The following is a 20,205-nucleotide window of genomic DNA, read 5'->3' on the forward strand; positions in this document are numbered from 1 at the left end:
GACCGCCGAGACCTACGCGGCACACCCGAAAGGCCACCCCATGACCATCCCCGCCCACCTCCGGTACACCGTCGACCACGAATGGCTCGCCCTCGACGGCGACACCGCCACCATCGGCGTCACCGCCCACGCCGCCGCGGCGCTCGGCGATATCGTGCACATCCAACTCCCGACCGTCGGCGACCGGGTCACCGCCGAAACCCCGTGCGGCGAAATCGAATCCACCAAATCCGTCAGCGACCTGTTCGCCCCGGCCACCGGCGCCGTCACCGCCGTCAACCCGGACGCGGTCGCCAACCCGGAACTGCTCAACACCGACCCCTACGGCGCGGGCTGGCTGCTGCGCATCCGCGTCGAACACCTGGCCGAGGTCCTCGACGCCGCCGCCTACGCCGCCCACATCGGGGAACACCAGTGACCACCAGCGCTTTCGACCTTTTCAGCATCGGCATCGGCCCCTCCAGTTCGCACACCGTCGGCCCGATGCGCGCCGCCCACCGCTTCATCCGACAACTGACGAAACCACCCGCCCGGCTGCGCGTCGACCTCTACGGCTCCCTCGCCGCCACCGGCCGCGGCCACGGCACCGACGACGCCGTCCTGCTCGGCCTCGCGGGCCACGAACCCGAGACCATCGACCCGGACACCATCCCCACCCATCTCGCGCGGATCGTCACCGAGCACCGGCTGCGCCTGCCCACCGGCCACGACATCCCCTTCGACCCCGCCACCGACCTGCACTGGCATCCGCACACCACCCTGCCCACCCACCCAAACGCCCTCACCTGCCACGCCATCGCCGCCGACGGCGCCACCACCGAACAGCACACCTACTACTCCATCGGCGGCGGCTTCGTCCACGACGGCACCCCACCCGCCGCCCCCGACGTCGCGGTCCCGCACCCCTTCCGCACCGCCGCCGAACTCCTCGAACACACCCGCGCCACCGGCCTGCCCATCAGCGCCGTCATGCGCGCCAACGAGCGCGCCCACCGCACCGACACCGCCATCGACGCCGGACTGCTCCACATCTGGCAGACGATGGCCGACTGCGTGCGCCGCGGCTGCGCCGGTGACGGCGTCCTCCCCGGCGGCCTGCAGGTGCCGCGCCGCGCCAAAGCCCTCCACGACAAGCTCCGCGCCGACACCCCCGAGGACCCTCTCGCCGCCATGGACTGGGTCAACCTCTACGCCTTGGCCGTCAACGAGGAGAACGCCGCGGGCGGCCGCGTCGTCACCGCCCCCACCAACGGCGCGGCGGGCATCATCCCCGCCGTCCTGCACTACTACCGCCGCTTCGTCCCCGGCGCCGACGATCCGAGCACCATCCGCTTCCTGCTGACCGCCGCCGCCATCGGCTCCGTCCTCAAGGAGACCGGCTCCATCTCCGGCGCCGAGGTCGGCTGCCAGGGCGAGGTCGGCTCCGCCTGCGCCATGGCCGCCGCCGCCCTCACCGAAGTCCTCGGCGGCACCCCCGAACAGGTCGAGAACGCCGCCGAGATCGGCTTGGAACACCACCTCGGACTCACCTGCGACCCCATCGGGGGACTGGTGCAGATCCCCTGTATCGAACGCAACGCCGTCGCCGCCGTCCAGGCCATCACCTCCGCGCGAATCGCGCTGCGCGGCAACGGAACCCACATCGTCCCGCTCGACAGCGCGATCCGCACGCTGCGCGCCACCGGCGCGGACATGAGCGACAAGTACAAGGAGACCAGCCGCGGCGGCCTCGCCGTCAACGTCATCGAATGCTGAACCGAGCCGGGGGAGCGGCCTACACCTGCACCGGCTTGCGATGCAGGCCCTTGTAGTCGTAGAACTTCGTCACCACCGCGCCCAACACCAGCCCGATCGCCAACCCCAGCAACGTCATCCACAGCGCCCGACTCAACCCGGCCGCCCCGCTCGCATCGAAGAACAGGATCGACCGCAACCCCAGGAACACCTGATGCATCGGCTCGAACCCGGACAGCCACGCCACCCCGCGCGGCACCGCCTCCACCGGAATCGTGCCACCCGAGGACGGCAACCCCAACACGATGAACAGCACCAGATTCACCAGCAACCCGGCCGTCCCGAACGCCGCCACGATCGACAGCGCCGTCACCCCGACCGCCACGATCGCCAACGTCGAATACAGGAACAGCGCCAACGGACGGTCGATCGGCATCCCCAACCAGCGCGCCACCCCCATATAGATGCCCGACACCACCGGCGCCATCACCGCCATGATCGCCCACTTCATCAGCAGCGTCCGCAACCGGGAGATCGGCGCGCGCGGGAAATGCGCGTACCACGGACCGAACTCGGTCGGCGCGAAACCCAGCGACGAATCCACCATGCTCGTGATGACCACCGCGCCCGTGAACCCGGCCAGCAACACCATCACCGTGTAGAAGAACGCCACCAGACCACCGCCCGTGCCCGCGGGCAGCGGATGGTACGGCGTCACGACCACATCGATCGGCTTCGCCAGCAGCAACCGGCTCAACCCCACCAGTTCCTGCCCCTGCGTCTGCCCCTTCACCTGGTCGGTCAACTGCGCGCCGACCGTCTGATTCACCTTCGACAACGCCTGCCCGGTGATCGTCTGCACCAGCGACACCGCGAACGACCCGGCGCGCGGATTGGTGTAGACGGTGATGATCGGCTGCTGCACATCACCCGGCACCACACTCGCCGTGGCGAAGATCCCCACCCGCTTGGTGAAATCCGCCGGGATCACGATCGCCCCGTACAGTTTGCCGTCCCCGAGTTCGCGCTGCGCCTGCCCGATCCCCATCGGCCGCAACGCCACCTTCTCCGCGGGCACCTGCTTGGTCAGGCCGTCGGCGATCTGCTCGCCGAGATTCGTCGGCTTCCCGCCGATCACATCCCCCTGATCCTGATCCACCAGCGCGATCGGGAATTCGTGCAGATGTTTCGCCGGATCCACCACATACGCCAGATACATTGTCGCCAGCAGCGACATCAGCAGCGCGATCACCACCATCGGCGCCAACCACGCCTTCGCGGGCAACCGCCGCCCGCCCCCTTCGTTCCCGCTGTCCGCAGTCGTCATGGCCGCACCGTAATTCCTCCCCGGCCGAATCACCCACCCAACGCGCCCGCATGCACCCAACATCACTTCCTGCGCCGAATCAGAATGGATGTGACCCAGCCCCAAGGACTTCCCGCCAAATTGTCACGGTGACGCTATGAATTCGGGGAGTCGCCCACCATTCCGATCGTCTCCCGCAGGGCCGCCGCGAACTCCTCCGGCCGATTCCGGAAGGGCGAATGATAACCGGGGAATGTCTTCATCTCACAGCCGAGGAGCTCCGCGAGGATCGGCACGGTCCGTGCGTACTCGAGATCGGATCCGCGACTGCCCACGCCGACAGTCATGACGATCGGTATCCCGCTCTCGCGCAGCCGTTCGATATCGGGCGAGTACGAGATCATCGGCAGCAATTCGTGCTCGATGACATACGCGCCATACGCTTCGGCCTGCTGTCGCACCAGCTCTTTCGGCAGCGGCTGCCGGTCCGGATCTCCCATACGGTCGATCCACTTGATCAATGCCACGGTAGGGTCCGCGACGGATTCGGGCGTGCACAACTGACGACAGAACCGCATCACCTCATCCGGATCCGGCAGCAACTCGAAGAATGGCGGCTCATGGGCGATAACCGCGGAAACCCGGTCCGGATGGCGCAGCGCCAATTCGAAGGCGATCGACCCGCCCGCGCATGCCGAGAAGACGATCACCGACTCCTCGTTCGCCGCATCCAGGATGGCGATGATGTCGTCACACTGCTGGGCCATGTCGAGATCGTGATCCGGTCGTCCGGTGCTGCGCAACGTTCCCCGGCGGTCGTAGGCGAGGAATCGGAAGTGCTCGCCGACCAGTGGGCCTGCCTTCCGGTACTCCGCCGCACCCCCCGCCACTCCACCGATCGCCAGAACGGCGGGGCCGCGCCCATACGACTCGAAAAATATCTCCGCACCGTCGCGGGCGACCGCGATCTCGGCACAGGCGGATATCGTCACTCTCGGAAACCTTTCTTGTTGTCTCGTCCGCGCGGATCGCTAGCGGCGGCGCAGCCGGATACCCGCGGCGAACGACGAATCGAGTTGCGCACCATGTGCGCGATCCCGGACGTGCACAACGGGAGTGGGGACCATGAACCACGGTTGGCGGGCGCCGAGCATCGGGGCAAAGACGGGAAGGAAACCCCGATCCGTCAACGAGATCGCGAAGTCGGTGGCAAGCATCCCGTGGTGATCGACCGCCGCGGTGCCCTGCCAGGGCAGCAGTTCGGAGCCACCGAGACCGGCGAACCCGCACCGGCCCGGCGGCGGGGTATTCACGGTGAGCCGCACCCGTGAGGAGAACATCCGTTCATAGCCCAGGGCACGATCGGCGGACGCCGCGGCCACGTAATGGACTGCGGCGTCAAGGGTTTGGCGCAGCACATCTCGACGCCCGGCCAACAGCTCCGAGGATGCCCCCTGGTCGGTCACGTTGTAAATGTCGGAAAGGACCGCCACCGACCATTGCTGCCGGTCCACGCCCGCAGGCGCCTCCGTGGCGACCATATTGAGCATCGAGGTGATCACCGAGCGAACATCCAGAAGGGACAGGGTGTCATCGGCACTCTTCCGGTGCCATCCGCGCGACGGGTCGCGAGCCACGATCAGTTCGACAGTGCCGACCGGATCCGTCGCGATATCGAGCCCGGCGAACGCATCCCACAATCGGTCGCGATATCCGGCCTCGATACTGTCGCGCTGTTCGAGGATCCGCGGGCCGAGCCGGCGCGCGGCGACCTCGTCCATATCGCTGACATCGATGACCTCCGCCATACCGATCATGTGAACGTAGCGGCGTATGTGCTGCGAATACGCATGCACCAGAGCAGGCGGATTGCGCTGGAAGTGCAGGCCGTCGGTGAGAATGTGCACGCGGATGCCCGGCTCGTGGATCCGCCGCATCGCCTGCCACAGCTCACGCAACCGGATCAGGAACCCCAATTCGGCGAGATCGGGTAGCGGGCCGACCGCCTTGAGTCGATTGCGGCACTGCTTGATCGGCAATCCCGGCAGGACCATCGTGATCGGCTCACCCGCCGACACCGAACCCAGCATGTCGCGGACGGCGATCTCCAGCGGATAGGAAGAACTCGGTCCGCGGCAGAACTGGCGACGAGTCAGCATGTGGTGCAATCGCGTGACGGTGCGCATCGCCTCGTCGTCCACCGCGCGCAGTTGTCGGTGCAGATTGCGCTCCGCATGCGCGACGGCGGCTTCGGCCTCGCGATCGGCGACCGACATCAACTGCTCGATCAATGCCAGGGCGTCCGCCTCGGTCAACCGCACACCGTGCTCGGCGGCAATGGGATGGTTCGACAGATCCGCGAGCGGGAGCCGGTCGACGATACGCACATGCGACAAGGCAGGGACCGGTGGTTCGCCGGCTGGTTCGACCGGTCGGGGGAGCATCTCGAATCCGGCCACCACCGCCGCGCCGTCCCGCGGACGCTCGGCGCGCGCCCGATCGCTGGTGAACCCCGGCAGTTCCACCGCGATCTGGATCGCGTCGGGCGCTTCGACGGCCAACGCCTCGCGGTTGTCGGTCAAGTCGTCGAAGACGGCGACCACATACGGGTCGGTCAGCTTCCCGAGATTCTCCACTTTCAACTCGGGCGCCGACCGCTGATGGGAATCGGGTGTAGTGAGCACCCGCTGGGTGAGCAGGCCACCCGAATCGAGCACATGCCTCGTATGCGCTCGGGTGCGATCACGACGTGCGGTGTTGAAGACAACCGCACCACCGTTGCGTTCGACCGCTCGGACGAACCGGACCAGTCCGGGGGTGAGCGAATCCGACCGCAGCCGCTCCCAAGGCAGGAAGCACGCGTAGTAGAAGTCCAGGTGCACCTCGGCCCAGTCCACCTCCGGATACCGTCGCCGCAGCCCGGTCAGCTCCAGGAAATGCTCCCACCCTGCCGCCGCGTAGCAGGGCAGTATCGGAAGGCTCTCCGGTGACGCGAGTTCGACGATCCCGTTCGGGGCGCCCGCCCGCACTCCGGCGACCTGCTGGGCGGCGGCGAGCACCCGTTCGTGCGGCACCATCGCACAGAAATCCAGGTCGATCAGCACGGTCGCGGGGGACAGGCCGGGATCGCGGCGGCGGGCCACCGCCCGCTCCGTGACCCGATCGAGGACCTGCCGCAGGACCGCGTCCTGCTCCGTGCTCACCGAATGCGCATGTCGTCCGAGATCGGTGCCGCGAAGCAGCTTTTCGGTCTCCGGGCGCAGAAAACGAAACTCGCCCTCGAAGAGGGTGTTCAGCTCGGCTGGTCCGACATGCTCCACCAGAGCGGCCGTCGAGCCGGGACTGCGGGGCAGCGACAGGCGCGCCGATTCCACTTGCCGAACCAGCCCGGACAACAGTTCACACAGCACCCGAACCCCGCGAGCGACCAGGGCCTGATTCGCTTTCTCGTCATCCGATGCCTCGGACAGCCTTCCGACTCCGGCCTGGTCACGCAGCACGACCCGACCGGTCAGGGCCAGATCGCTGGACAGCTCGACCGCGAGCGCTCCGTCCACCGCGACCAATCCATACCGATCCAGCAGTGTGCGGAACACACGCACCAGCGGCAGGGCCACCCGGTCCATGACATGCGAATACGCCGACTGATCGAGTGCGGGACGGTGCTCCACCGTGTGCGACCACGGCACGGCATCCAGCGCCACCGCGAGAGTGCCGCCCGGATACGCGGGATGGCACGGCGAAGGCGAATCCGGGAACGTCGCGTCGAGCGCGCAATACAGACGCAGAACGGGATCAACCGACAGCAACCCACTCAACAAGTCATTCGCCGTGCCCGAAGGCAGTCGCGATGACGCAGCCTCGGTCTTCGCACCGGTGGGTGGCATCAAACAGGGCGACGACAAGAAATCGGACATGCGAAACTAAACCTCCTGTACCCCAGGGAAAGACGTCGAGCAGAACGTTGCCGAATTACAGGCGTGGCGGATCCGCCTGGCCCGCAAGAAATTCCGGGCCGCCAGCTATCTCGCCATGGCATTTCAGAGCCTGCTTCGTCGGCGTCGCGAACAGAAGCCGTCAACCGGATGAGACCGGCCGGGCCGCGAATTATGTTTATGCCGAACGGATTTCGAATCCTTCTCTCTGGCCGACACCGCCATCCTCAGGACAGATCGGCCGCACTCATACATCCACCGGGCGCACTTGCCCGACGTACTCGACTATTCAAAACCGACCAGTCCACTTGTTATGTTGTGAGACCAACAGAAAGCAAAACCTTGGGAAAGGCTCGAATCAGGCTGGAAGACAAGGGGTTTCGGCGATTATTCGGGGTTGACGCGACCGACCGAGGTGGCGATGATCACGGTTCCCTCGGGCTCCGAGTTTCGGAGGAGAGGCACAGCTGTCCGTGGCGGCCGCTTGTGGCGGCAGGTCGTCCGTCGCTGCTGCAGTTATTCGGTTATCGATGCCCGATATCGCATATCGGCCGACAACAGTCCACGCGCCAACGTCGATGTCCGGAATCACGCGCTTTCTGGAGTCCACCTCAACATTGGGGCAATCGATAGGCTAATCGAACGGCTATCCACAGTATTGCCAGCATTGAGAATGGCGCCGATCACAATACGGTTCGATCGAGTATATGGAATTCGTTCGAGGCAGCCGAAAAATTGGCGCGACCAGGGTCGAGCGACAGAGAAGGCCCGACGTTCTCACGAACCCACCGAACGAAGCTGCGAGGTAGGGTGCCGCGCGAGGTTTCGGGGACGCAGCGGAGAACCAGAAATCCGAAACGCCATCCAGTCACATACGGCGGGAATCCAACAACCATATTCGTCACAGTGACGTTACGTGACGGTGGCTTGAAACTCAGGGGAGTCGCACTACGGACATCGAGGACATCGAGGACATCGAGGACATCGAGGACATCGAGGACATCGAGGACATCGAGGACATCGAATCTAGCGTCAACCCAAGACAATTCGGCCGAACCGTAAAACTTCCACTCCGGGAGACCGGAAATATTTCGCAACGACAAAACCAGTCGAGGGGAGCACCTGAGGCCGGCCGACATCGAGTTCGATCTCGAGGCACGCGCGGAACATGGGGACCCGGCGGAGCCGGAATGCCGACCGAGCCCGAAACCATCTGCACGACACCGACATTCATCAAGATCAACTTCTCGATACCCCGCCCGTTGGCGCGCCGATAATGCACACTATGTCAAGTAGACGAAATCAGGGCCTCCCCGCAACACGACCGTCGGTCGAGTGGAATCCGCGACAACACGGCAACCGCGACTCCCCGTCCCCGTAACGGCAACGATCTTTGGCAAATCCCCCGCAGCGCACGCAAGCTCGAAAGATGCAGTCCCACATGGTCAAAGTCGATGACGCCTCCTTCGCCGCGCAAGTCCTCGCCAGCGACAAACCCGTCCTGGTGAACTTCTGGGCCGTCTGGTGCGGGCCGTGCAAGCGGATGGCCCCCATTCTCGAGGAATTCGCCGCCGAGAACGCCCAGGTCACCGTCGCCAGGGTCAATATCGACGAAAACCCCATCACCACGGCACAATACGGCGTCATGGGCGTACCGACCACCATGCTCGTCACCTCGGGCAAGGAGATCGCCCGCATCACCGGAGCGGTCCCCAAATCCATGCTGCGCGACAACCTCGTCGCCCGCATCCCCAAGTAGCCGACCGGTGCGGGCAAACCGCCCGCACCCCCACCGCCGCCAAATAGTTGGAGCCCACCCAACCCCCGGCGCTACGATGAAAAGTTCGTCCAGCGCCGGGCGGCCTTCGCCCTTCGGAAATGCGCACCTGCGGAAATGCGTGACGCCAGGGCGATGAAGATCGCCTATTCTCGAAATAGGCCGGGAAATCTCCAGCAGAGCGAGCCGCGATGGAGCTTCATCTCGACGCGCCCGCACCGGACCCCGGTGTGGCACGAACAACGGGAACGCAGGCGGCACTGTCGCGGATCGTGGCCGCATTCATCGGAGCCTGGCAAACCACCGGCGACCCACCCGACCTGGCCGCGCACCTCCCCACCGACGCCGCCCTGCGCCGCGCCGCCCTCATCGAACTCATCAAGGTCGACCTGCAGCATCGCTGGTCCCGCAGTCGCAAAGGCCCCAGCCTCGCCGACTACCGCAGGAAATTCCCGGAACTCGACACCGCGCCGCTGCCACCCGACCTCATCTTCGAGGAGATCACCGCCCGCACCCGCCGCGACGGCCCCATCGACCTCACCGAATACGAAACCCAATACCCGCAGCAGATGAGCCGGATCTCGCACCGACTCGACGACCAGAACTTCCGCACCACCCTGCTCTCGGACCCCACCGCGCGCACGGCGCTCGACGCGCTCGCCGCGGGCACCACCGTCGACGACTTCGACCTGCTCATCCCCCTCGGGCAGGGCGCGTTCGCCCGCGTCTTCCTCGCCCGGCAACGCTCCCTGCACCGCCTCGTCGCCATCAAGATCTCCCGCGACCGCGGCAGCGAACCCCAAACCCTGGCCCAACTCGACCACGACCACATCGTCCGCGTCTTCGACCAGCGCCAACTCGCCGACCAGCACCTCAAGCTGATGTACATGCAGTACATCCCCGGCGGCACCCTGCTCGGCGTACTGCGCCACCTGCACACCATCCCCGTGGCCCGCCGCAGCGGACGCACTTTCCTCGACGCCGTCGACGATGCCGTTGCCGCAGGCGGTGTCATCGAAACGCACCCCTCACCGGTCCGCACCGAGATCGCCCGCCTCACCTGGCCCGAAACCGTCGCCTGGCTGGGTGCGCGCCTGGCCGCCGCCCTCAACTACGCCGACCACCACGGCGTACTGCACCGCGACATCAAACCCGCCAATATCCTGCTCACCGTCGACGGCCAACCCAAACTCGTCGATTTCAATATCAGCTTCAGCGCGCACATCCCCGGCGCGAACCCGGCCGCCTACTTCGGCGGCTCCCTGGCCTACATGTCCCCCGAGCAGCTCGCCGCATGCCATCCGACCATGGCCGCCGACCCCGCCGACCTCGATACCCGTAGCGACCTCTATGCCCTCGGTGTCGTTCTGTGGGAACTGCTCACCGGCAGTCTTCCTTTCGCCGACAACACCGGCGCGGGCGAGTCCGACAGCTCACTGGCCCGCATGATCGAACTGCGCAAACAGCCCGTCGCCGCCCGCTACGAGGCCGCGCTGCCCGCCGACACCCCGCCCATCCTGCGCCACGCCCTGCTCACCTGCCTGTCCCCCGACCCGGCCGACCGGCACACCAATGGCGCCGACCTCGCCCACCAACTCGAACTCACCCTGGACCGCACCGCCCGCGATCTCGTGGACCCGCCCGAGCACAGCATTCGTGCCCGCCTGCGCAATCGACCGATGCCGGTAGTCACCGTCTCCAGCATCCTCGGACAGCTCATCGGCGGGCTCTACCTCATGGGCCACAACACCCGACTGCTCCAGCACGCCCTCACCGCGAGCGCGTGGACCCAACTGCATCACCTCGGGCTGATCCTCATCGCCGTCGGCTACCCGCTCGGCGTACTGCTACTGCTCTACTGGTGCCGGTCGGTCTTCGTGGTCCCCGAAGGCATCCGCCACGGAAAACGCTACGACGAACCGACTCTGGCCCGCGCCAGAGCCGACACCCTGGCCTGCGGCGACCGCATCGCGGCGGTGGCCTTCATGGGATGGATTGCCGCCCTTGGCATCTTCCTGCTGCAACTGCGCCACACCGCCGATCTCTCCCCCGGACTGCTCGCCAATCTCATTGCCTCGCATGTGGTCGCGGCCGCCGTCGCCGTCGTCTATACCTACTTCCCAGTGACCTTTTTCGTATTGCGCTGGTACTACCCCGGTTTGGTGGCCGCCGGACACACCTCGCACGAGGACACCGTGCGGTTGCGTCGGCTCGCGCGGCGCCTGCGCGTCTATCTCGGAGTCGTGGCCTCGGTGCCGCTGCTCGGGGTGGCGACCGGGCTGGCGTTCCTCTCCCCCGCCGAACAGCAGCTCGTCACCGAATCCCTTGTGGCGCTGTGCGTCGGCGGCATCGTCTGCTTCCTGTTGACCCTGCGCGTGTTCTACGCGCTCGACTCGGATCTGCGCGCCCTCTACCGCATCTCCGATCCGCACGAATGAGTTCCGCGCCACATCGCTGTGCGACCCGGTTCGCCGCACCCGTGAATCACCTTGTGGTCAACTAACGTTCATCCGGTGCTAGGACATTCTCACGCGACCAGCGGCGCTTTGGCCTGGTCGGCGGCGGCGGTCGCGCTGCCGGTTACGGCGTTCACCTATCCGGTCGTCTCCAGTGGTCACCTCGGTGCCGCGGATCTGCTGCTGGGCACCTTCCTCACCGCGGGCGCCGCGCTGCTCCCCGACGCCGACCATCCCAATGGCACCATCGCCCATGTCCTCGGCCCCGTCTCGCATTATTTGTGCAAGATCATCTCCAAGGTCTCCGGCGGGCATCGCCACGCCACTCACTCCTTCGCCTTCGTCGGCGCGGTCGCGTTCGGCACCTGGGCCGGAGAACATTGGGTCGGCCGCGGTTTCACCCTCGCGCTGGTCTTCTTCCTGCTCGCCCTCGCGGTCCGGGCATTGAATCTGTGCCCGCCCGGCAAGGGATTCCGATCCTGGGGCACGGTCGTGCTGCTCGCCGTCGCGGGCACCTTCGCCATGGATCACTGGATCAGCGACAAACCCTCCTGGCTCCCCTTCTGCGTCGGTCTCGGCGCACTGATCCATCTGGTGGGCGACTGCCTGACCGATCGCGGGTGCCGTCTGTTCTGGCCCCTTCAGTGGCGCACTTCCCTACCTCTGATCGAGAGGACCGGGAACCGACTCGAAACCTGGGTGCTTTCACCGCTTTTCGCCATCGGAACTATGGTCTTGCTCTGGTACTCGATCACCCACAACCCCTGACCTTCCTCGTGGCCCGCGAATCTTCCTGCGGGGGCTGCGTCTTCGTGCTGTCCTTGTCCCGTCCGGCGTAGCTGGGCGGGGTTTCTTCATTGAGTTGACACGCATATATGCATAAGTGCGCACACCTTGCTACTGGGATGGATTCAACCGAGGAACATTAGGAGCAGCCCTAATATTATGGGACGCCCAGTAGCGAAAAGATCGCTAGGGTGCAGACATGGCAATCTTTGGCGGCACCATGCGCCCCGAGCGGTGGTCCCCTCCCCCAGCTTCACCTCGCGCGCGTGAAACCCGCAGTGTCCCAGCACTTCCCCTCCCCCGTCGGATCGAACTGCCCGGTGTCGGGCCGGAGGACGTGGTGCTCACCGCGGATGGCCGGGTGATCGCCGGGATTGCCGACGGGCGAATTCTGCGCATCGATCCGACCGACGATTCGGTGACCATCCTGGCCGATACGGGTGGTCGTCCGCTGGGATTGCATGTCGATCCCGACGGGACTGTATTGATCTGCGATGCCGAGCGCGGGGTGCTCCAACTCTCGGACGGACAACTCGACGTCGTCGTCGATTCGGTCGACGGTGCGCCACTCCCCTTCGCCAGCAATATCATTCGCGACACCGACGGCTCCATCTACTTCTCCTCGTCGAGCCGCCGCTACTCTCTCGCCGACTACATGGGCGACCTGCTGGAGCATTCGGGCACCGGTCGACTGTTCCGCCGCGATCCCTCCGGAACCGTCGAAACACTGCTCGACGGGCTGTACTTCGCGAACGGAGTCGCCCTCGCCGCCGACGGCTCGTGCGTACTGGTCGCCGAGACCGGCGCCTACCAGGTGACCCGCTACTGGCTCACCGGCCCCCTGGCGGGCTCGCACGATGTACTCATCGACAACCTGCCGGGATTCCCCGACAATATCGCCCTCGGCAGCGACGGGTTGATCTGGATCACCCTGCCGGGAGCGCGGGATCCCATGCTGGACAGACTGTTTCCGCTGCCGGGCGTGCTCCGCAAACTCGTGTGGGCGCTACCGGAGCGGATGCGGATCAAGGCCGCCCCCACGGTGTGGGTGCTCGCGGTCGACCTCAACGGGAAGATCGTGCACGACCTCCAGATCGAGGGCACGAATTTCGCCATGGTGACGGGTGTGGCCGAACGCGACGGGACGCTGTACCTCGGCAGTTTGAGCGAATCGGCGATCGGAATAACCCAAATCCCTTGATCGCGGCCCGGATTGCGCGCGAGCGACCGTCGCGGACCCGTGCGGTCCCCCGACCCGTCTCGGTAGGGAGACCGCACGGAGACGGGATCAGCTGGGCTGGTCGCCGACGTAGCGGTAGATCTCGCCACCACTGTTGACGTGCCAGGCGTTACCGTCGGCGGCGGCCGCGATATCGGTGGCGGTGCCGGGGATCTTGACCCACGGATTGACGCCGCTGGCATCGTTGTTGGTGTACCGATAAATGCTGCCGGCGGGATCGACGCCCCAGACGTTCGTCCGGTTGCCCACCGCGATGCGCTTGAGGCTGCCGGGGACGCCTACCCACGGGTTCGAGCTGTCCTGGTCCCCGATGTACCGGTAGACCTGGTTGCCGGCGTTGACACCCCACACGGTGCCGTCGGCGCCCGTGCCGATGTCACTCAGCGACCCCGGAACCTTGATCCACGGGTTGGGGTCGTAGTTCGTGTACCGGAAGATGGCACCGGCGGAGTCCACTCCCCACACATTCGTCCTGGACCCGGCATCGATTCGGACCAGGCTGCCGGTGATGTTCACCCAAGGGTTCGAGGCGGCCTGGTCCCCGACGTATCGGAAGATCTGATTGCCTCCGTTGACACCCCACACAGTGCCGTCTGCCGCAGCACCGATATCACTTAACGCCTCTGGGATTCCGAGCCACGGGTTGGCATCGTAGTTGGTGTACCGGTAGATAGCGCTCGCCGCGTTCACACCCCACACCGTCGTCCTGGACCCCGCGGAGATCGCCGAGAGACTGCCCGCGACCTTCACCCAATCCGCCATGATGAACCACCCTTCGTCAAGTCGGTTACTGCTGCAACGAGATTAGCGGTCGGGGCGGTGAGCACGTGCCCTATTGCCAAACAAGCCCACAGATCAAAGCGTCGCTATTCAGTTGTCTCCCTTACATTTTGGAAGAAGCGAGGCTCGGTGGTCACCGCACCCGGCCGACACCGTTTGCCGCGCCACCATCCACCACCACCCCTCTTGTCTTTGCTATGTCCGGCTCCGCCGGACATAGTTTGAGGGTTTAAAAGGCGAGCCACATTCGTAGATGCGCATATCTAGATTCGGGGATATTTTTCTGGTGTTGATTGGGGCTACGAGGAGCTGTGTCGATACCCCCTGTTGCGTCGGACTGGTAGGCGTGTTGCATCTTCTAGGGACGCACTCTCTTCCAGATGTACGAAGCCCGCACGTCTTGTGCTCCCCTCCCCTGCCCCAATCGAATTGGCCTGCGCGGGAACGGAAGACGGCGGTGGTCGTGGTTCACGAGCCGGCAGTCCCCTACCTTGGGGTTCGCGGTTGAGAACGATGTGATTGACCGGCGTTTCGCGGCGCGGCTAGCCTTCGCTCGGATGTTCGGTGCGCTGGCTCGGCTGGGAGGTCGCGGGGGTGGACGAGCTGGATCATATTGCGGTGGGCCGGGATTGGGGCGGGGCCGAAGCCGAGACGGAGCAGACAGGGCGCATGCGGCGGGATTCGAGGCATGTCGTGCCCGCGCGTCAGGTGAATGTGTTTCGTATGGCAGCGATTTCGGCTGACGGGCGGGCGCTGCCGGCCGGTGCGGAGCAGTGTGGGCGGACGGTGTGGTTGTGGGATCTGTACGCGGGGACCGTTTCGGAGTTTCGGCACAGTGCGCGATTGACCGATATCGCGGCGGTGCCGTGGCCGGATGGGCGGACGCTGGTGGGGACGGCGGGCGGGAAGCGGGTGCGTTTCTGGGATCCGCTGTCCGGCGCGGAGGTCGGTGCCGGCTTGCGGGTCGATCGAGTGCCGGTGGCGATGACGGCGGTCTCGGTGGGCGGGAGATCGGTGGTGGCGCTGGCGGACCCGGGTTTGTTCGGGATGGTGCGACTGTTCGACGCGCAGACCGGTGCGGTGGTCGGCGTGTGCCCGGTGCGGGATGAGGTGTCGCGGCTGGATACCAGGGTGGTCGCGGGACGGATTGTGGTGCGGGTGCGGGGTTTCGGTCGATTCCTGTTCATCGATCCGATCGGTGGGACCGCGTTGTCCGAGGCGGATCTGATCGAGCCCGCGCTATTCACCGAGTTGGTGGTGCCGGGGCCTGACGGTTCGCTGCTGTTGGCTGATATGGAAGGGGATGTGATCGAGTTGCGCGAGGCTGGGACGGGTGCGCGTGCGGGTTCGCTGACGGGACATCGCGGTTCGATCTACACAATGGTGGCGGTGTCGCTGCCGCAGGGTCGGATACTTCTGGCCAGTTCGTCATTCGATGAGACGGTGCGGTTGTGGGATCCGACCGGTGGAGCATGCGACGGTCGGGCGGTAACACCCGTGGCGGGTGCGGGTCTTACCGCCCGATGGGGTCTCCCCCACGCGGAGTAGCGCGAGCTCGCCCAGATGGGTTTCGGCCTGCGCGTGCGCGAGTTGTCCGCTCCGTGATGGGGTTCCGGTAGTAATCGCGTGGAAAACAACGACAATGGCTTGACCAGCAGCGATGTGCCGTAGCGGCTCGGGCTGCGGACGGGCCTGGTTGGTGCTTGGCTTGGCTGCCGATGGGGTCGATCGTTTGCTGGAGGTCAGGTTTCGCGGCGACAGGGTGTTCGCCGACGAGGGGTTGGAGCGGCTGCGGAGGTTCCCGGATATCAGTCGCGATGAGTTGTTCCGGTACTTCACGCTCATTCCTTCTGACATTGCGTTCGTGACGCCGGGTCGTGGCCGCGGCCCGGCGGAGCGTCTCGGGCTGTCGGTGGCGTTGTGTTCGTTGCCGTGGCTGGGGTTCGTCCCGGATCGGGTGGCTGACGCGCCGCCGGTGGCGGTGGCCAGGTTGGCGGATCAGCTGCAGGTCGATGCGTAGATGATTCGGTCGTACAGCAGACGCGCGCAGACGCGAACCGAGCATCCGCGGTTGGTAGCGCAGTATCTGGGGTGGCGACCGGCCCTGGAAGCAGTCGTTCAACGGTGAGTGGTAGACCCCACAGGTGCGGCCCCTCATCGCTGCCCGATGCGAGCGATCGCCGAGCCTTGTGGCATAGTGAGGGGTTGAGAACGGGCTTCTCACCAAGAATTTGCCCGGCTCACTACAGAGAAGAAGTTGTTACAGCATGGCTCAAGGCAGTGTGAAGTGGTTCAACGGCGAAAAGGGCTTCGGCTTCATCGCTCAGGACGGAGGCGGCCCGGACGTCTTCGTGCATTACTCGGCCGTAAGCGGCGCGGGTTACAAATCCCTCGAAGAGGGTCAGCGTGTCGAGTTCTCGGTGGAGCAGGGTCAGAAGGGTCCCCAAGCCCAGGACGTCCGCGCCATCTGATTCCGCGCGATCCTTCAAGAGCTTCGCACCGAGGTCGGTGCGAAGCTCTTTTCGTTGGGCCCTTCGTCGTACGATCTACGCCGCCCGCTATTTGTCGGATCCAGACTATCGGCGCAGATCGCTCGCCGGCTCAACAGAGGCGCGTCGGTCCACGCGCTCAAACGCTTATGACCCGGATGAAGACGAGAGCGACTCCGACGCCTGGGACATCAGCTACAGCACCCCCGTGCCGAGAGCCTTCGCCCTGGCGGCGAAGGTCACCGGAGTGTCGTTCACAGCAGACATGCTGGACCAGCCCCTGCTCATCGGACCTATCGCCTACCGATGGTCACCTCCCGACCACACCACTGCTTGACCCGGTGCGCTTGCTGGTACGACCGGTGAAGTCGTAGAACGCATCTCGGTCCGCTCTACATCCACCTGCCGGGCGACGTAGTCGACCGCGGCGTCGGAGATCTCGGCCAGGGCGCGCGGAAACCGGCCCCGCTTGGTATAGAACCAGCACCGCTGCCCCAACTGTGACGCGCCCGCCGGAAGCGCCTGCCGGACCCGGAGCGGAAAGACCGCCGCGAAGTACCACACCACCCGCTTCGTCCTGGTGCCCGCACTGCGCGAGGAACTCGACATACCGGTGCCCGCAAACCGTTCCCGAGATCTGCGCCCGCTGAGCGGCTCGGGCTCTCGGATGTACCACTCGCGGCGAGAACGCAACGCGACGAAGAGGTCGAGCACGACCAAGTCCACGCTGCGGGTTTCGAGGATGTTGGACAGCTCGATCAGGTGCTCCAGGGACCGACCGAGCCGGTCGAGCTTGGTGACCACCAGTTGGCCGACTGCAGCGCCTTGTCCAACTCGGGGCGGCCGGCGAGTTGGCCGGATGCCTTATCGACGAAGATCGGGTCGCACCCGGCGGCGAGGGCGTCGTGTTGGGCTTCGGGGTGTTGGTCGCGGGTGGACACCCGCCCGTATCCGATTCGCATGGCCCGCAGCGTGACGAGCCCCGACAGTGAGACTGTGGCCGCGTATGCTCCCAGCCTGGCGAAACAGTCCGTGCGGCAATGTGTCTTGTGAACGATCGTGCATGAGACAGCTCGGATGAGGTTGTGGGCCAGGTGAAGAACACAGCCGACAGCTCGTTCACACCAGGACTAGGACGCTCCCTCGATGCGCGTGATCGCGCGCGCGCAGGCTTTTACGAGCTTGATGTCGTGCCATGGGGAGGCTGTCGGACGGCGCTCACCGGGCCAGGGCTTCGGCAGGTACGCGCGCAGCATCGGCAACGCCTCGCGCGCCTCGGGTCCGATCTCGGCAAGACAGTCGGCGGATTCGATGACCGACATGCCGAAGGTGGCGGCAAGGACGCGGACCGTTGGCTGTGGGCGCCCCGTGATCCGCCAGAGCGCAATCGCTGCCTTGTGCTGAAAGTCCTCGGGGCCTACGAACTCAATCAGTCCCGGCTCGAGGAGCTCCAGTTGTTGCGGGTCGAGGAGCGGCAGTAGTCGCGGTACGAGCGAGGCGGCGGCGGGACCCGCCCGGCCTGCGAACCAGGCACCGAGCCGCCACTCGCCGGAAATCAGGTAATCCCTGGCCAGCTCGACCATCGGGCCTGCCGCACCGGTGACGCACCAGAGCGCCCAGGCGGCCGCCTGCCGGTGCTCGTCGAAAAGCTCGCGGATCCTCGGCGCCGCAGGAATAGCGGCCGGGCCGAGCCGGCCGAGCATGTCGAGTACTTCGCGCGGTGGTGCACCGCGGTCGAGGAGATCCAGGAACACCGGCAGCGAGGCGGGGTCGCCGAGGCCGCTGAGCGCCGACGCGAGGTCGAGTACCTCGTAGTAGTCGTCCAGCGGACGGTCGAGTACCTGTTCCACACGCCGCTGGACAAGTCCTGCCAAGGGTTTCGCGCGATCGCCGAGCACGTTGACAACCCTGTCGAGGTTGCCGAGGATCTGCGGGTGGTCGCGCGCGACCTCGTCCTCGAGGATCCGTCGGGCGATCGGCACGATGCGCGGGTCGCCGGTCGCGGCCACCGAGACGAACTCGGTCGGAATGTACCGTCGGCCGTTCTCGGTGCTGCGTACGGGGTCGTGCGGCGGTTGGAAGCGGGTCATGACGAGGTCGGCGATCGGTTCGATCGCGGCGCCGATATTCAGGGGCGCCGCGGCCCGTACCTGTTCGTCGGGGTCGTCCTGGGCGGCGAGCATCACCTCGAGGACGCCCCGGTGATCGCCGCGCCACCGGCTCACGATCTCGGCGGCACCCTCGGCGGCGATCTTGCGGACGGCCGGGTCGGAGGAGGCCATGAGCCCGGTGAGCAGCTGCGTCCGCTCGGGGAGGCGGTTGCCGAGGTTGCCGTTGATCGCCGCGACCCACAACGGTGGTATGTCACCGAGGCGCGCTACGGCGTCGAGGACGACGGGCACGATGCCGCCGGGAAGCGCCTCGGGGTCCCCGTACAGCAAATGGGACAGTGTCTCCAGGATGTCGGGGGAATCGGTGAGCCCGGCGAGGTGTCGGGTAAGCCACGGTGTGGAATCCGGCGACAGCCCGGCTTCGAAACGCATCCGGCCGGCGATGGACATCGCCTCCACATGGTGATGGCGCTGTAACGCGACGATGGCTTCGTCGCTGCGGTCGGCGCAGGCGATGAGCACGTTCACCGTCTCGTTGCGGACGGACTCGTCGTCGGAGCCGAGCAGGTACACGACGTCCGGAACGACCGGCGCGGCCAGGTCGCGGGCGCGCCGGCGCCAGGCGTAAATCTCAATCCGCTCTTCCTCGCCAGGACTCCAATACTGGTGACCCTTGTCGGTCACGCCAGCAGCGAACGCGATCCGCTCGAGCACCAGGCCGATCCAGTCGGCCCCATGGTGGCGTCGGGCGATCTCGACGAGGAAGGGCAAGAGTGCGTACAAGCACTCGGTGAATTGCTCGTCCGCGTACACGATGCCGTACAGCTTGTGGAACGCGTCTCCGTTACCGGCGAGCGCGGCCCGCAGCAGTTGCGGCACCGAGCCCCTCTGGTCGTTCCGCGAATCATCGAGCGCGGCCCAATCGATCCTGTCGATCTGGTTGTCGAGGTCGGGCACGCCCCGTAGCGTAGACAACCAGCGCTCGGGTACTTGACCCAGCGCAAAGTAACTTACCAGTAACCTAGGTTCCGTCGGCACACGACAGGTGCTCGTCCCAGAGCAGGTCGAGCGCCTACGCACCGCGACCTGCAGCACGACATCGAACACACCTACTTCGTCGGATCGCCTTTGAGATCGAGGATGTCGTGCTCACCGAAGGCCAACGCCCGGGCTGGTTCAGCGAAACCACCGGGACACAACTGGCGCACGTAGCGGATGTCCTCCTCGCTGTGGCCGTGGTCGCCGCCGGCGACCGACCGGATTTCGGTGTTGGTGCTCCGGTCGACCGACCTGGCGTGCCTGCCCCGAGATCTGCGCCTGCTGAGCAGCTCGGGTTCTCGGAGGTACTACTCGCGGCGAGAACGCAACGCGGTGAACAGGCCGAGCGCGATGACGACCACCAGCCACACCGCTACGCCGAATCCTCCGATGAGGACCGTTCCCCAAACCATGATGAACGGCCCGTAGGCGGTGTTTAAGAAGTGGGTAGCCAGATGTTGATGGCTGCGACCTGCACGGTTGCCTTGTAGCGGACGGCGAGCTTGTCGTATCTGGTTGCGACAGCACGGTTTTGCTTGAGCAGGTTGATGCC

14 protein-coding genes and 3 pseudogenes are annotated in these 20,205 nt (G+C 65.8%); 10 read left to right on the forward strand and 7 right to left on the reverse strand.

From position 1 onward, the window contains the following. Positions 1 to 40 precede the first annotated feature (40 nt). Both gcvH and D5S18_RS06050 read left to right on the forward strand, forming a co-directional pair. Positions 41 to 418, forward strand: coding sequence for a glycine cleavage system protein GcvH (gene gcvH / locus D5S18_RS06045; RefSeq protein WP_120038857.1), 378 nt, complete (start codon positions 41 to 43; stop codon positions 416 to 418). Continuing rightward, positions 415 to 1,755, forward strand: a complete 1,341-nt coding sequence (locus tag D5S18_RS06050) for an L-serine ammonia-lyase (RefSeq protein ID WP_120038807.1) — start codon at positions 415 to 417, stop codon at positions 1,753 to 1,755. Before gcvH ends, D5S18_RS06050 begins: the two co-directional genes overlap by 4 nt. 19 nt (positions 1,756 to 1,774) lie before the next feature. Here the strand turns inward: D5S18_RS06050 and D5S18_RS06055 are convergent, their stop codons facing one another. From D5S18_RS06055 to D5S18_RS06065, 3 genes are all read right to left on the reverse strand, one after another. After that, complete coding sequence (locus D5S18_RS06055) at positions 1,775 to 3,061, reverse strand: YhgE/Pip domain-containing protein (RefSeq protein ID WP_120038808.1); 1,287 nt, start codon at positions 3,059 to 3,061, stop codon at positions 1,775 to 1,777. Positions 3,062 to 3,195: 134 nt separating this feature from the next. Then, complete coding sequence (locus tag D5S18_RS06060) at positions 3,196 to 4,032, reverse strand: alpha/beta fold hydrolase (RefSeq protein ID WP_120038809.1); 837 nt, start codon at positions 4,030 to 4,032, stop codon at positions 3,196 to 3,198. Positions 4,033 to 4,071: 39 nt separating this feature from the next. Then, positions 4,072 to 6,858, reverse strand: a complete 2,787-nt coding sequence (locus tag D5S18_RS06065; protein WP_147403861.1) for an L-tyrosine/L-tryptophan isonitrile synthase family protein — start codon at positions 6,856 to 6,858, stop codon at positions 4,072 to 4,074. Positions 6,859 to 8,368: 1,510 nt separating this feature from the next. Here D5S18_RS06065 and trxA point away from each other — a divergent pair. The 4 genes from trxA to D5S18_RS06090 all read left to right on the forward strand — a co-directional run bounded on the left by trxA (position 8,369) and on the right by D5S18_RS06090 (position 13,195). After that, positions 8,369 to 8,734 carry a thioredoxin gene (gene trxA / locus D5S18_RS06075; RefSeq protein ID WP_282434825.1) on the forward strand — a complete coding sequence of 122 codons (366 nt, stop codon included), beginning with the start codon at positions 8,369 to 8,371 and terminating at the stop codon, positions 8,732 to 8,734. Positions 8,735 to 8,943: 209 nt separating this feature from the next. Beyond that, on the forward strand, positions 8,944 to 11,190 hold the full coding sequence (locus D5S18_RS06080) for a serine/threonine-protein kinase (protein ID WP_120038813.1): 2,247 nt from the start codon (positions 8,944 to 8,946) through the stop codon (positions 11,188 to 11,190). 75 nt (positions 11,191 to 11,265) lie between these two features. After that, positions 11,266 to 11,976 carry a metal-dependent hydrolase gene (locus tag D5S18_RS06085; RefSeq protein ID WP_120038814.1) on the forward strand — a complete coding sequence of 237 codons (711 nt, stop codon included), beginning with the start codon at positions 11,266 to 11,268 and terminating at the stop codon, positions 11,974 to 11,976. A gap of 217 nt (positions 11,977 to 12,193) precedes the next feature. Then, positions 12,194 to 13,195: an SMP-30/gluconolactonase/LRE family protein gene (locus tag D5S18_RS06090; protein ID WP_239003567.1), complete on the forward strand. Its 1,002-nt coding sequence runs from the start codon at positions 12,194 to 12,196 to the stop codon at positions 13,193 to 13,195. 87 nt (positions 13,196 to 13,282) lie between these two features. On the opposite strand, the gene D5S18_RS06095 is transcribed toward D5S18_RS06090, so the two are convergent. Beyond that, on the reverse strand, positions 13,283 to 13,996 hold the full coding sequence (locus D5S18_RS06095) for a tectonin domain-containing protein (protein WP_120038815.1): 714 nt from the start codon (positions 13,994 to 13,996) through the stop codon (positions 13,283 to 13,285). A 612-nt stretch (positions 13,997 to 14,608) separates the two neighbouring features. Between D5S18_RS06095 and D5S18_RS06100 the strand changes: the two genes are divergently transcribed. The 4 genes and pseudogenes from D5S18_RS06100 to D5S18_RS36565 all read left to right on the forward strand — a co-directional run. Beyond that, the gene (locus D5S18_RS06100) at positions 14,609 to 15,562 is read left to right on the forward strand and encodes a WD40 repeat domain-containing protein (protein ID WP_147403863.1); all 954 of its coding nucleotides are present in this window, start codon (positions 14,609 to 14,611) and stop codon (positions 15,560 to 15,562) included. Positions 15,563 to 15,749: 187 nt separating this feature from the next. Next, a pseudogene (locus D5S18_RS06105) lies at positions 15,750 to 16,118 on the forward strand (DUF4158 domain-containing protein); the annotation flags it as partial. Positions 16,119 to 16,281: 163 nt separating this feature from the next. Beyond that, entirely contained in the window at positions 16,282 to 16,485 is a 204-nt protein-coding gene (locus D5S18_RS06110) for a cold-shock protein (RefSeq protein ID WP_120038817.1), read from the forward strand. Between the two features lie 58 nt (positions 16,486 to 16,543). Beyond that, positions 16,544 to 16,650 (forward strand): annotated as a pseudogene (locus tag D5S18_RS36565) (Tn3 family transposase); the annotation flags it as partial. A 618-nt stretch (positions 16,651 to 17,268) separates the two neighbouring features. Here D5S18_RS36565 and D5S18_RS36250 read toward each other — a convergent pair. The 3 genes and pseudogenes from D5S18_RS36250 to D5S18_RS36570 form a co-directional block, all read right to left on the reverse strand. Beyond that, positions 17,269 to 17,465: pseudogene (locus tag D5S18_RS36250) on the reverse strand (recombinase family protein); the annotation flags it as partial. 168 nt (positions 17,466 to 17,633) lie between these two features. After that, a complete protein-coding gene (locus tag D5S18_RS06125) occupies positions 17,634 to 19,571 on the reverse strand; it encodes a hypothetical protein (RefSeq protein WP_120038818.1) in 1,938 nt (645 codons plus the stop codon). 389 nt (positions 19,572 to 19,960) lie between these two features. Continuing rightward, positions 19,961 to 20,205: hypothetical protein (locus D5S18_RS36570; RefSeq protein WP_203236620.1), on the reverse strand; the 245-nt coding region annotated here is incomplete at its 5' end.

Source organism: Nocardia panacis (assembly GCF_003598715.1).
GTDB lineage: Bacteria > Actinomycetota > Actinomycetes > Mycobacteriales > Mycobacteriaceae > Nocardia > Nocardia panacis.

Coding starts and splice junctions, on each gene's coding strand:
- D5S18_RS06110 (WP_120038817.1), top strand. CDS start 16,282: ATGGCTCAAGGCAGTGTGAAGTGGTTCAACGGCGAAAAGGGCTTCGGC.
- D5S18_RS06095 (WP_120038815.1), bottom strand. CDS start 13,996: ATGGCGGATTGGGTGAAGGTCGCGGGCAGTCTCTCGGCGATCTCCGCG.
- D5S18_RS06080 (WP_120038813.1), top strand. CDS start 8,944: ATGGAGCTTCATCTCGACGCGCCCGCACCGGACCCCGGTGTGGCACGA.
- D5S18_RS06055 (WP_120038808.1), bottom strand. CDS start 3,061: ATGACGACTGCGGACAGCGGGAACGAAGGGGGCGGGCGGCGGTTGCCC.
- gcvH (WP_120038857.1), top strand. CDS start 41: ATGACCATCCCCGCCCACCTCCGGTACACCGTCGACCACGAATGGCTC.
- D5S18_RS06090 (WP_239003567.1), top strand. CDS start 12,194: ATGGCAATCTTTGGCGGCACCATGCGCCCCGAGCGGTGGTCCCCTCCC.